The 12,629-nt window shown below is 58.0% G+C and carries 7 protein-coding genes; all 7 read left to right on the plus strand.

Annotated elements, in window-relative coordinates; genetic code table 11:
• Window positions 1-38 precede the first annotated feature (38 nt).
• The 7 genes from ACYVGU_RS02930 to ACYVGU_RS02960 all read left to right on the plus strand — a co-directional run bounded on the left by ACYVGU_RS02930 (window position 39) and on the right by ACYVGU_RS02960 (window position 12,544).
• Window positions 39-3,101, plus strand: a complete 3,063-nt coding sequence (locus ACYVGU_RS02930) for an amidohydrolase family protein (RefSeq protein ID WP_460620839.1) — start codon at window positions 39-41, stop codon at window positions 3,099-3,101.
• A gap of 60 nt (window positions 3,102-3,161) precedes the next feature.
• Window positions 3,162-4,466: an amidohydrolase family protein gene (locus ACYVGU_RS02935; RefSeq protein WP_460620840.1), complete on the plus strand. Its 1,305-nt coding sequence runs from the start codon at window positions 3,162-3,164 to the stop codon at window positions 4,464-4,466.
• A 314-nt stretch (window positions 4,467-4,780) separates the two neighbouring features.
• The gene (locus ACYVGU_RS02940) at window positions 4,781-5,452 is read left to right on the plus strand and encodes a response regulator transcription factor (protein WP_460612551.1); all 672 of its coding nucleotides are present in this window, start codon (window positions 4,781-4,783) and stop codon (window positions 5,450-5,452) included.
• A 480-nt stretch (window positions 5,453-5,932) separates the two neighbouring features.
• Entirely contained in the window at window positions 5,933-6,166 is a 234-nt protein-coding gene (locus tag ACYVGU_RS02945; RefSeq protein ID WP_460612550.1) for a hypothetical protein, read from the plus strand.
• 158 nt (window positions 6,167-6,324) lie between these two features.
• Window positions 6,325-8,370 carry an RICIN domain-containing protein gene (locus tag ACYVGU_RS02950; protein ID WP_460620841.1) on the plus strand — a complete coding sequence of 682 codons (2,046 nt, stop codon included), beginning with the start codon at window positions 6,325-6,327 and terminating at the stop codon, window positions 8,368-8,370.
• Window positions 8,371-8,489: 119 nt separating this feature from the next.
• Window positions 8,490-9,407, plus strand: coding sequence for a DUF6929 family protein (locus ACYVGU_RS02955; RefSeq protein WP_460620842.1), 918 nt, complete (start codon window positions 8,490-8,492; stop codon window positions 9,405-9,407).
• A gap of 137 nt (window positions 9,408-9,544) precedes the next feature.
• Window positions 9,545-12,544, plus strand: coding sequence for a glycosyltransferase family 117 protein (locus tag ACYVGU_RS02960; RefSeq protein WP_460620843.1), 3,000 nt, complete (start codon window positions 9,545-9,547; stop codon window positions 12,542-12,544).
• The last annotated feature ends 85 nt before the right edge of the window (window positions 12,545-12,629 follow it).

A 12,629-nucleotide genomic window follows, 5' to 3' on the forward strand; every position in this document is an offset into this window, starting at 1 on the left:
TTCACGCAACTTTCTTTCTATTCCACAACTTCTACCACATGCACATTGATCTTCGCCGGCTGGGGCTGGCTGGCAGTTTGTTGGCCGGCAGCCTCACGGCGGCCCAGGCCCAGCAGCCGGCTACGTTCCCCCGCAACGGTGTCTACGACCAGCGGCCAGGCGTATACGCCTTCACCCACGCCACCATTTTTGTCGATTACAAAACCCGCCTGCAGGACGCCACGCTGCTGATTCGGGATGGCAAAGTAGAAGCCGTGGGTACCAAGGTGAAGATTCCGGCCGGCGCGGTGGTGCAGGACCTAAAAGGCCGCTTTATTTACCCAGGCTTCGTGGATTTGTATGCCAGCTACGGGGTGCCCGAGGTGAAAGCACCGGAGCGCTCAGGCCGCCGAGCAGGGCCGCAGATGGAAAGCCAGAAAGCCGGCGCCTACGACTGGAACCAGGCCATTCATCCGGAGGCCAGTGCCGCTGAGCTATTTAAGGTAAATGCCGAGCAGGCCGATGTGTACCGCAAGCTGGGCTTCGGGGCCGTACTCACGCACCAGCCCGATGGTATTGCCCGCGGCACGGCCGCGTTGGTGAGCCTGAACACCAGTCGCCGCGAAAGTGAAGTGCTGCTCCAAGACCGCGCTGCATCGGCTTACAGCTTCGAGAAGGGTAGCAGCACGCAGGATTATCCAGCTTCTCTGATGGGCAGCATTGCCCTACTTCGCCAGAGCTACCTCGATGCCGCTTGGAACCAGCGCAACCCCACCCGCGAGCAGAATTTGTCGCTCAGGGCTCTGAATCAGCAGCGCAGTCTGCCCGCTATTTTTGAAGTGCGCGACAAGCTGAACGCGCTGCGGGCCGATAAGCTCGGCGATGAGTTTGGGGTGCAGTACATCATCAAAGGCCAAGGCGACGAATACCAGCGCATAGCCGACATTCAGGCCACCAAAGCCCCGCTCATCCTGACCCTCAACTTCCCCGATGCCTACCAGGTAGACGACGTGTATGATGCCGCGCGCGTCTCGTTGCAGGAGCTGAAGCACTGGGAAATGGCGCCCGCCAATGCGGCCATGCTGGCCAAAGCCGGCATCCCGTTCGCGCTTTCCGCCGCCGACCTCAAAGACAAAAAGAAGTTTCTACCCAACCTGCGCAAAGCCGTACAGTACGGCCTCAGCGAGGAGCAGGCGTTGCAGGCCCTCACCGCTACCCCCGCCGCGCTGGTAAAGGTGCAGGACAGGGTAGGAGCGCTCAAGCCAGGCATGGAAGCCAACTTTCTGGTGTGCTCGGCCCGCCTCTTGGCCGAAGACAACGTGCTGCTTGATAACTGGGTGCAAGGCGAGCGGTACCAGCTCAGTACGCTGCCCGCTGATTACCGTGGGGTGTACACCTTGCAGGTAGCTAGCCAGCCTGAAATGAAGCTGTTGCTGGCCGGCAAGCCCGAAGCGCCAGAGCTGAAAATAGTAAAAGCTCCCGCCGATACGGTGAAAGGCACACTTACCGTGAACGGTGAGCTTGCTACCCTCGTGTTCAACCCAAACCCCAAAACTAAAGGCAGCGGCGCTATTCGGCTGAGCGGCTACTACACGCCCGAAACGCGCATCTTCCAGGGCGACGGCCAACTGCCCGATGCTACGGCCGTGAAATGGAGCGCCCGCCGCCTCGAAGAAGCGAGCAAAGTTGCCCGCCGCGACTCTGCCAAAGCGCCACAGGTGCCGCAACTCGGTGCCGTGCAGTACCCGTTTGTAGCCTACGGCCGCCCGGAGGTGCCCACGCAGCAAACCGTACTGATTAAAAACACTACCGTCTGGACCAGTGAGGCCGCCGGTAAGCTCGAAAATACCGATGTGCTGCTGCAAAACGGTAAAATAGTGAAAGTGGGCCGCAACCTCTCGGTGCCCAGCGGTGGCCGCAGCATTGATGGTACCGGCAAGCACCTCACGCCCGGTATTATCGATGAGCACTCGCACATTGCCATTTCCGGCGGCGTAAACGAAGGCACGCAGTCCGTTACCTCGGAGGTAAGTATCAGTGATGTAGTAGACCCCGAGGATGTGGACGTGTACCGCGACCTGGCCGGCGGTGTAGTGGCTGCCCAATTGTTGCACGGTTCCGCCAACCCCATTGGTGGCCAGTCGGCGCTGGTAAAAATGCGCTGGGGCATGACACCGGAGCAGATGAAAATTCAGGGTGCCCCCGGCTTTATTAAGTTTGCCCTAGGTGAAAATGTAAAGCAAAGCAACTGGGGCGAAGCCAACGTGGTGCGCTTCCCGCAGACGCGCATGGGCACGGAGCAGGTGTTCGTGGATGCCTTCACGCGGGCAAAGGAATACGAGCAAGAGTGGAAATCCTGGAACAAACTCAGCAAGGCTAAGCAGAAGAAAGGGGAGGCCCCGCGCCGCGACCTGGAGCTGGAGGCGCTGGTAGAAATCCTGAACAAGCAGCGCTTTATTACCTGCCACAGCTACGTGCAGTCAGAAATCAACATGCTGATGAACGTAGCCGACCGGATGGGCTTCCAGATCAACACCTTCACGCACATTCTGGAAGGCTATAAAGTAGCCGACAAGATGAAGCAGCGCGGCATTAACGCCAGCACGTTCTCCGACTGGTGGGCGTATAAAAACGAGGTACGTGATGCCATACCGTACAACGCGGGCATCATGCACGATGTAGGGCTGAACGTGGCCATCAACTCCGATGATGCCGAAATGAGCCGCCGCCTCAACCAGGAAGCGGCCAAAATGGTGAAGTACAGCAAGCTCTCAGAAGAAGAAGCCCTGAAGCTTGTCACCATTAATCCGGCTAAAATGCTGCACCTCGATAAAAACATGGGCAGCATTAAGGAAGGGAAAGATGCCGACGTAGTGCTCTGGACCGACCACCCCCTGAGCATTTACGCCCGCGCCGAGCGCACCTTCGTGGATGGCCGTGAAATGTTCAGTCTGGAAACCGACCAGCAGCTGCGCCAGCAGATGGAAAAGGAGCGCCTGCGCATTGTGCAGAAGATGCTGGAAGCTAAAAAAGGAGGCGCCGCTACGCAAATGCCCTCAGCGCGCCCCAACAAGCACTTCCACTGCGACACTGTGGGCCAGGAGAAAGAGCTGGATCAGTAACCGGTTCGGGTACTAGCTCAGGCTAGAGCGGCTTTCTATCAGTACAACGACATCAACTCCATGAAACATATACTTTTTTCCCTGGCCTTGCTCGCGGCTACGCCCGCGCTGGCCCAGGTACCGGCGCCAGCTCCACCCCAGAGCAAGCCCGTGCTGCTGCTCGGGGGCACGCTGCACGTAGGCAACGGCACGGTGGTGCCCAACGCCGCCGTAGCTTTCGATAAAGGCCGCATTACCTACGCCGGCGCGCAAAGCGGCTTCAGTCAGGACCGCGCTGCTTTCGAGGTGATTGACGTGAAGGGTCAGGAAATCTACCCCGGCCTGATTCTGCCCAACTCCACACTAGGCCTCACCGAGGTGGAATCCATCAGGGCAACCGTAGATGCGCGCGAAGTGGGCGATTTTAACCCCAACGTACGCAGCATCATTGCCTACAACACCGACTCCGACATTATCCCGACGGTGCGCACCAACGGCGTGCTGCTGACCCAGGTAACGCCTAGGGGCGGTATTCTGTCGGGGCAGAGCAGCGTGGTGCAGCTCGATGCCTGGAACTGGCAGGATGCGCAGGTAAAAGCCGATGATGGCCTGCACCTGAACTGGCCCGCCATGATAATCAAAACCAATCCCAACGAGGACGCACAGGTACTAGAGCGGCGCGAAAAAGCCCGCCAGGAACAGCTGCGCCAACTGGAAAGCTTGCTCACAGAGGCCAGTGCGTATCGTCAACAGCCCGCCAGCCGCAAAGAAAACCTGCGCCTGACTTCCTTGGCCGGCCTCTTTGATGGCACCAAGACCCTCTTCATCCACGCCGACTACGGCAAGGAACTGCTGGAGTCGGTGCGCTTTGCCAAGCGCCTGGGCGTGCAGAAGGTAACGGTAGTGGGCGCCCGCGACGCCTGGATGATGCTGGACTTCCTGAAGCAAAACGACGTAGCAGTGGTGTTGTCGCGAATTCATGCGCTGCCCCGCCGTGAAGGCGACGACTACGACCAGCCTTACCGCCTGCCCAGTATGCTCCAGCAGGCCGGAGTGCGCTTCTGCCTGGATTATGAAGGCTCGCAGGAAACCTCGGGTGCCCGTAATTTGGCCTTTATTGCCGGAACCGCTGCGGGCTACGGCCTTACCAAAGAGCAGGCCCTAGAGGCCATAACGCTAAGCCCCGCTCGCATCCTGGGGGTCGAGAAAGACTATGGCTCTCTGGAAGCCGGCAAAAGCGCAACCCTGGTGGTAAGCCGTGGCGACCTGCTGGATATGCGCACCAACGACGTAACCCGCGCCTGGATTGATGGCCGTTCCTTTGGCCTCGATACCAAGCAAACTTATCTGCGCGACAAATTCCGGGGCAAGTTTGGGCTGAAATAAAACGGGCAGCTCTACCGGGAGCCTCTTCTGCTTTTTGTGGGCCTAGTAGGTTGCAGAAAGCAGAAGAGGCTTCTTTGCGTAGTGCCCAGCAGGTACTAGGTATGGTAATAGGCTAAACCCTTGGCGGAAAGGTAGTTTGTAGAAAAAACTCAGGAAGTAGACCACTAGCCTTGATAATTTGGGAAAGGGTGAATATTTGACTGTATATATGATATTTTTTATATTGATAATCCAAGCACATTAGACTACCTTTCTCGAGTAGGAATCAGCTGCCTTCCACCCGCTCGGCAGTTAGCGTAACGTTGTTCCATTGTATGGCTGCACCCACACCTGAAAAGCACGTGATTCCGCTTATGCTGGTTGATGATCATCCGGTGGTAGTGGAAGGGCTGAAGAATATGCTGCGCCCAGCCACCGATTTACGGGTAGTGGCCCAGGCGCACGGGGGAGCGGAGGCCTTACGCCTTCTCGCTGAGCATCCGGAAGTGCAGGTGGCCGTGCTGGATTTGAACATGCCGGAAATGTCGGGGGTAGAGCTGGCCCGTGCCATCCGAACCTCCTGGCCCCATATCAGGGTGCTGATTCTGAGTATGTTTCATGACCACGCCACCGTTGCCGATGTACTGGAGGCTGGTGGCTCAGGCTACGTGCTCAAAACCGCTACCCAGGCTGAGCTAAGCGAGGCTATCCGGCAGGTTGCGGCTGGCCACAACTATTTTAGTCCGGAAGTGGCGGCCACGCTCCTGCAAAACATCCAGATACCCAACGCACTGGATGCAGCTACTAGGGCCGCCGAGCTCACCAGCCGGGAGCGGGAAATTCTGCGCCTTATTGCCCGTGAGTATTCCAACCAAGCCATTGCCAATGAGCTGTTCATTAGTGAGCGAACGGTAGAAACCCACCGGCGTAACCTATTTACCAAAACCAACTCCAAGTCGGTGGTTGGCTTGATTCAGTATGCTATGCGCAATAAGCTTATTCCGTAAGGAGGGATCGGCTCAAAATTGTACCAGAAAATAGCCATAGTTATAAGGTGCAGCAGGTACATAGCGGGTAAGCACTTGGGAGCAGGAAGGAAAGGACGCATGCTACTCCCACAAGCAGGTAAGGTGTAAGAGCAGAGAAGAGTAGGCAAACCTGAAATCAGAGCGGTGCCCTGGCGCTACCTGATACCTGTTTATAGAGAAGAAAGTGCCTAAAAATCAAATTTAGGCACTTTTGCGCGTGTCCGCAATGTGCAACCAGGGAGTTTAAGGGCCTAGCAGGCAGCAGACAAGGATTACGTGGTTTATATCCGTACTGGTACGGATATAAAAATAAGGGCTGCTACTTATTTACATTTTAGAAAGAAAAAATATACCTTAGCATCGTTCAATGAAATGGCAATATCTTTATAGTACCGCCTTTTTATTGTTTAGTTGTCTTGCCTGAGTACAGATTTTTCCCTTCAAATCACACCGCAGCTCATGTCTAAATCTCTAAACACTAACGGGAAACACACCATGCCCTCCAAAATCCTCTCCTTCATCTGCCATGTCCCCGGTATGGCGCCCGGCGCGTATCCATCCGTACCTACGGCACCTGTAGCACAGGCCAAGCCGGTTGAGCGCAAGCCGGAGCGCAAATCAGCGGGTGGACACTTTACCGCTATTTATGAAAACGACCGTTTTGTTCGCTTTAAGTATATAAACAATAACTAGTGGCTTTCCTTAACCGCTCTGCTAGGACGCTATCTGCTACGTGTACTAAAAGGCGCTGTTCTCCCGTTGTGGAGGACGGCGCCTTTTTGATGCGCTAAGGCGCAGGCGCAGGCGCAGATTTCGGCTAACTTGCGGCCCCGTCTATCTGTTTCGCGTGCATGAGTAATCCGCTATTTCGATTGGTGCTGCTGTTGTTAGCACTTGTAGTATTTACCGCTGAACCCCTGCAGGCGCAGGGTACATTTATCCCCGATGAGAATGCCTGGTACGGGGTTATAGCCCGGGGCAGTGGCCGCTCGCTTGATATTACCAATGCCTCGGCCGAAGCCGGCGCTACTGCCATTCAGTGGGAGTTTACCCACGCTAATAGCCAGCAATGGCGGTTTGTGCCAGCTGCGAAGGGTAGTGATTTTTACCGCATTGAGGCCCGCCACAGTGGCAAGTGCCTTACCCTGGAAAAGCCTGATGAAAACGCCCCACTGGTGCAGCGCCCCTGGACTGGCAGCTTCTACCAGCAGTGGAAACTGATTCCATCGGGCCCGATTGGCAGCTACACATTAGTGAGCCGCGGCAACGATAAATGCGTTTCCCTGGCCGCCGCTGATAAGTTTAACGGTACGCCCATCGTAGGCCAGCGGGTACAGAACCGGGCCAGCCAACAATGGAAGCTCTTTAAGCTGCGCCTGAACGTTGATGATACCCAACTGGGTTTTGGCTTGCCGGCTCCGCTATCCAACCACAACACCCCCATGGGCAATGAGCTACAGCCCGTGGTAGCGCCCGATGGCCGCAACCTATACTTTGTGCGCACCCGCTATGCCGGCAACACCGAGGGCATCACTGAGTCGGGGGATATTTGGGTAGCCTCGTCAGCAGACGAAGGCCGTACCTGGGGCCCGGCTACCCGCCTCGATGCCCTAAACACTACCCAGCACAACGGCGTGATGGCCATTACAAACGAGGGCAAAACCCTGCTGGTGCGCGGACGCTATGAGCGGGACGGCTCTTTCCGCGACGAAGGAGTAAGCCGTGCTGCGCGTACGGGCAGCGCTAAAAACACGCACCCGGAGGCCCTGACGATTGCCAATTACTACTCGGCTGGTCCTGCCACGTCGTTCTTCATGACGCCCGATGAGCAGGTTCTGCTGCTTTCCCTGGAGCGCGGCGATTCGCAGGGCGGCAACGACTTGTACATCAGCCGACCCTTGGCCGACGGTACCTGGAGCGACCCAACTAGCCTCGGCGACGTCATCAACTCCCCGGGCTTCGACTTTGCCCCGTGGCTGGCGCCCGATGGCAAAACGTTGTACTTCAGCTCCTATGGTCATGCTGGTTTTGGTAGCGCCGATATCTTTGTGAGTCAGCGCCTTGATGATACCTGGACCCGCTGGACGGAACCGCGCAACCTGGGCGCCCCCATGAACGGGCCGGGCTTCGATGCTTACCTGAGCCTTACCGCCGATGGCAAGCAAGCCTACTATTCCTCGTCGCGCACGGCTAATGGCCCGGCTGACCTGTTCCGGACCGTGACGGGGGTAGCGGTGGTGCGGGATACCGCCACGCCTCCGCCAGTCGCCGTTGTGCTCCCTTCCGTCGCGCCCCGCACGCTGCTCACAGGACGCACGCTCGATGCCAAAACCCGCCTACCGCTGGCTACTGAGGTGAAGGCCATTCGGCTAGGCAACGACCTGGCGTTCAATGCCACTGCCCGTACTGATGTGTCAGGGGGCAACTTCCAGATGACGCTGCCGCCCGGCCGCTACCGCCTGCTGGCCAGCCGTGTAGGCTACCTAACGGCCACCGATACCATTACCATGAGTGGCTCCCGTACGCTGGAATTGACCCTGGTGCCCGCCGCCGTAGGCTCGAGCCTGGAGCTGCCGACGCTTATTTTTGCGCAGGGCAAATACACGCTGCTGCCCGCTTCGTACACCGAGCTGAACCGCTTGGCCCGTACCCTGCAGGACAACCCCACGGTAAACATCCGGTTAGAAGGACACACTGATAACCAAGGTCGCGCTGACCTGAACGTGAAGCTCTCGGAGGAACGGGTTGCAGAGGTAAAACGCTACCTCGTTACGCGTGGCGTACCGGCAACGCGCATCAGTACTGTGGGCTACGGTGGAAGCCGGCCGCGCGCTTCCAACGATAAAGAGGAAACCCGAAAGCTGAATCGGCGCGTAGAGTTTACGATTGTAAAGTAGCCATCCGAAGACTAGGTTGATTGAGCGCTGCAAGCGGTTTGCTAGGCTGTGAGACCTAGTAAGCCTGCTATGCAGGCCTGCCTACTTCGCCCAGGAACCTAAGCTAACGTCCTTAATCTATGCGCGCTCTTATTCGTCATGAAGCCGTGTTACCAAATTTGCCTTCGGCCTCCGGAGTAGAGGTCGTCGGAAATATTGCCTACGTCATCGGAGATGATGCGCCGTATCTGTATCAACTGAATGCGGCTACTTTGGCGGCGGGTCAGCATACGCAGCTTTTTGAGTCAGCGCATTTCAGCAGTGGTCGGATTCCGAAGGAGCTAAAGCTGGACCTGGAATGCCTTACCGCCCTAACGACACCCACAGGCGAAACCGGCTTGCTGGTGCTGGGTTCGGGCGCCACGGCGGCACGGGAGCAGGGCTTCTGGGTGCCGCTGCCTAAGGCGGCAGGCAGTGCCGAAACAGTGTACCCTATAAGCTTGAGCGGGCTGTACGCCGCCCTGCGCACGCACCTGCCAGGCGGGGTGGTGCTGAACCTGGAGGCCGTAGCGGCTACTGCTACCGAGTTACTCATGTTTCAGCGCACGGTAGGCTCAGCGAAAGGCAACTTGCTGTTCCGGTTGCCCCTAGTCGCCACTTTTGAGTTTCTCCAGCACCGCACAACCCAGGTGCCATCCATTCGGAAGCAACTGTTTGAACTGCCCATGATTGATGGCAAGCCAGCCGGTTTCTCGGGGGCTACCTGGTTTGAGAATACGCTGTTTGTCACGGCTTCTGTAGAAGACACCCAGGATGCCGTGCTGGACGGTGCCGTGTTGGGCTCGTTTGTAGGGATCCTGCGCCTAACTGAATCAAGCAACAAAGTTCTGCCCGTTACGCTGGCCCAATTAGAGCTACCCGGCGGCAAACCGTATCGGGGCAAAGTAGAAAGCATAGCTGTGCGCCGTCGCGTAGGCACTAGCCGCTATGAGCTGCTGCTGGTTACAGATGATGATGCCGGCGGCTCTACGGCCGTAACGGTGGAGCTTACCTTGTAGGTTTGAGTTGCCCAAGGACCTAGTGGTGTACAGGTTTCGGGCCTTGGGCAACGGCCGAGGTAAAAAATGCATCCGGCAGTCTGGAAGTCATTCCGGGCCGCCGGATGCATTTTTTCTGTCACCTCAAACCTGCGCTTATGTCGTATTCTCGCCTCAAACAACTGCTTGGCGTGGGGCTTTTTTTGCTCTCGTTGGGCGTGTATTGGCTCACGCTGGAGCCCACCGCTTCGTTCTGGGATTGTGGCGAGTTTACGGCCAGCGCCTACAAGTTGCTGGTACCGCATCCGCCGGGCGCGCCGCTGTATTTATTGCTGGGGCGGTTGGCCTCGTTGCTGGCTCTAGGCGAGCCCACGCAAGTAGCAGTGCTCGTGAATATGGTGTCGGCCGTGGCCAGCGCCGCTACGGTAGCCCTGCTGTTTGGTATCATCACGCACCTAGCTGAGCGACTGGTATTTACTAGCCCCTTTCACGCCTCAAGCCCTCAGCCTGGTAGCGCAACAGCCTTGGTGCTCAGCAGTGGGGTAGTGGGAGCACTGGCGTTTGCTTTCTCCGATTCCTTCTGGTTTAATGCTGTGGAAGCCGAGGTGTACGCCTTATCAACTTTCGGAACGGCGCTGGTAGTTTGGCTGATGCTGCAGTGGGAAAAGCGGGCCGATGACGCCGGTGCCGACCGGTGGCTGCTGCTCATTGCCTACGTTATCGGGCTGGGCATTGGGGTGCATCTGCTGAATCTGCTGGCTATTCCGGTGCTGTGCCTGGTGTGGTATTTCCGGCGCGCCGCGCAGCCTAATTGGCGTGGGGTTGCTGTGTCGTTGTTGGTGGGCAGCGCGCTAGTGCTGGTGGTGCTAGAGGGCATTATTCCGGGGCTTCCGACGCTAGCGGGGGCTAGTGAAGTGTTCTTCGTGAACACCTTCGGGTTGCCGTATAACTCGGGGCTAGTACTGTTCCTGCTGCTGTTTGGCGGGTTGCTGGCAGTTGCATTTCGGGCGGCTTACCGGTCGGGGCGCGTGGGGTTGCACACGGCGTTGCTAGGCCTAGTGTTCGTGCTGATTGGCTATTCCTCATACCTGATTGTGCCTATCCGCAGCAGCTTCAATCCTACCATCAACGAAAATGCGCCTAACGAAGTCCTGTCGTTCGTGAGCTATTTGCGGCGCGAGCAGTACGGCGACCGGCCCCTGCTCTACGGGCCGCATGTGTTTGCCCAGCCCACGGCGCAGGAAGACGGCGCCCCGCGCTATACCCGCCAAAACGGCCGCTACGAAGCCACCGACCACCGCTCGGAACTGCGCTATGAAGCTTCCGATAAGATGCTGCTACCCCGCATTTACAGCGGTCCGGCGGGTACTACCCCGGACGTGGTGCGCAACTACCGCAAGTGGGTTGATGATCTGGAAGAGGGCCGCAAGCCCACCATGGGGCAGAACCTGCGCTTTATGTGGCAGTACCAGTTTGGTCATATGTTCTGGCGCTATTTCGGCTGGAATTTCATTGGCCGCGAAAGCGACGTACAACACGCCGGCGTGCTCTGGCCCTGGAACTCTGACCAGGCGGTGCCAGCCAGCGTAGCCGAAAACCGCGGCCGCAATGCGCTATTGGGATTGCCGTTTCTGCTGGGGGTAGTAGGGCTAGCGTGGCAGGCGCGCCGTAATAGCCGGCAGGCGCTGGTGGTGGCGTTGCTGTTTGCGCTTACGGGCCTAGCCATTGTGTTCTACCTCAATCAGCCGCCGCAGGAGCCCCGTGAGCGAGACTACACCTTTGCCGGGGCCACCATGGCCTTTTGCATCTGGATTGGCCTAGGCGTTCCGGCCCTGCACGCCGCATTCGGGCGGTTGGTGGCATCAGCGCGGCTGCGGTTGGTGCTGGTTTCGGTGCTAGGCCTAGCAGTACCCGCCCTGATGGCCTTGGAAGGCTGGGACGACCACGACCGGACCGGCCGCTTCAGCTCCATTGACTATGCCAAAAACGTACTGAACACCTTGGCCCCTAACGCCATTCTCATCACTGAAGGCGACAACGACACATTCCCGCTCTGGTACGCCCAGGAGGTTGAAGGCGTGCGTCCCGATGTTCGGGTGATGGTATCGGGCTACCTCAATACCGACTGGTATGTGGAGCAGATGCGGCAGCGCAATTACCAATCGGCGCCACTACCCTTGTCCATCAGCACGGCCCAGTACCGGCAAGGCACCAACGACTACCTGCCTTTCGTGGAAAACCCTGCCGTAAAGGAGCTGAATGTGCGTGAGTTTGTGCAGCTCGTGTCTCAAAACAGCCCGCTACTTCAAGTGTCGTATGGCGACGGCTCGAAGACCCTGCTGTCGTACCCCTCCACTAAGCTAGTGCTGCCCATTGATACCGCTGCTGTGCGGCGCAGTGGCATTGTGCCGCCCGAGCGGCTGGGGCAGGTAGTGCCTCGTATGGAGTGGCAGGTGAGCCAAGGCGCGCTGGAAAAGAAAAACCTCGCGCTGCTGGATGTGCTGGCCACCAACAACTGGCAGCGGCCGGTGTATTTTGCTAATACCGTGAGCTCCGCCAACTACCTTGGGTTAGAAGCCTACCTGCAGCTAGAGGGCCTGGCCTGCCGCCTGCTGCCGTGCCGTGCGCCGGCCGTACGCAGTACAGCAATACGGCTGCCGGAAGAAGGCGTAGTAGCGAAAGACCTGCTCTACGACTCGCTAATGCGCAAATACAGCTACCGCAACCTCGACAACCCTAAGGTGTATTACGATGAAAATCAGCGTTTCAGCCTAGCGCCTTACCGTCAGCAGTTTGCCCGCCTGGCCCGCGCCTACACCGATGCTGGCAACCTGCCCCGTGCCCGAGAGGTGCTGCACAAATGCCTCACCGTGCTGCCCGACGCCGCGCTGCCCTACGATGCCTACACGCCCGACCTGGTCCCGTCGTTGGTAGCCGTAGGGGAAACTGAGCGGGCCAAGGAAATCATGGACACGCTTACTACCCGTACCACGCAGCACCTGGCCTACTATGCTTCCCGCCCCGATGCCGCGTTATTCGACCGGGAAATTGGGATGCAGCTGTTCACGCTGCAGCACCTGTACGTAGCCGCCGCCGACACGGGTGATGTAGCGCGTGCCAACGAGTTAGCGGGCATTCTGCAGCAATATGGCGGTTGAATGCAGGGAGCGACCTAGGCGTTTTTTCAACGGTGTATCTTTTCACTTTACTAAAGGTAAAAAGCAGGTCAAATAGCAAGCAGTC

This window comes from Hymenobacter tenuis (assembly GCF_054780495.1).

Excerpts from the sequence above, each read along its gene's own strand:
- ACYVGU_RS02935 (WP_460620840.1), top strand. The coding sequence starts at position 3,162 with ATGAAACATATACTTTTTTCCCTGGCCTTGCTCGCGGCTACGCCCGCG.
- ACYVGU_RS02950 (WP_460620841.1), top strand. The coding sequence starts at position 6,325 with ATGAGTAATCCGCTATTTCGATTGGTGCTGCTGTTGTTAGCACTTGTA.
- ACYVGU_RS02955 (WP_460620842.1), top strand. The coding sequence starts at position 8,490 with ATGCGCGCTCTTATTCGTCATGAAGCCGTGTTACCAAATTTGCCTTCG.
- ACYVGU_RS02945 (WP_460612550.1), top strand. The coding sequence starts at position 5,933 with ATGTCTAAATCTCTAAACACTAACGGGAAACACACCATGCCCTCCAAA.
- ACYVGU_RS02960 (WP_460620843.1), top strand. The coding sequence starts at position 9,545 with ATGTCGTATTCTCGCCTCAAACAACTGCTTGGCGTGGGGCTTTTTTTG.
- ACYVGU_RS02930 (WP_460620839.1), top strand. The coding sequence starts at position 39 with ATGCACATTGATCTTCGCCGGCTGGGGCTGGCTGGCAGTTTGTTGGCC.
- ACYVGU_RS02940 (WP_460612551.1), top strand. The coding sequence starts at position 4,781 with ATGGCTGCACCCACACCTGAAAAGCACGTGATTCCGCTTATGCTGGTT.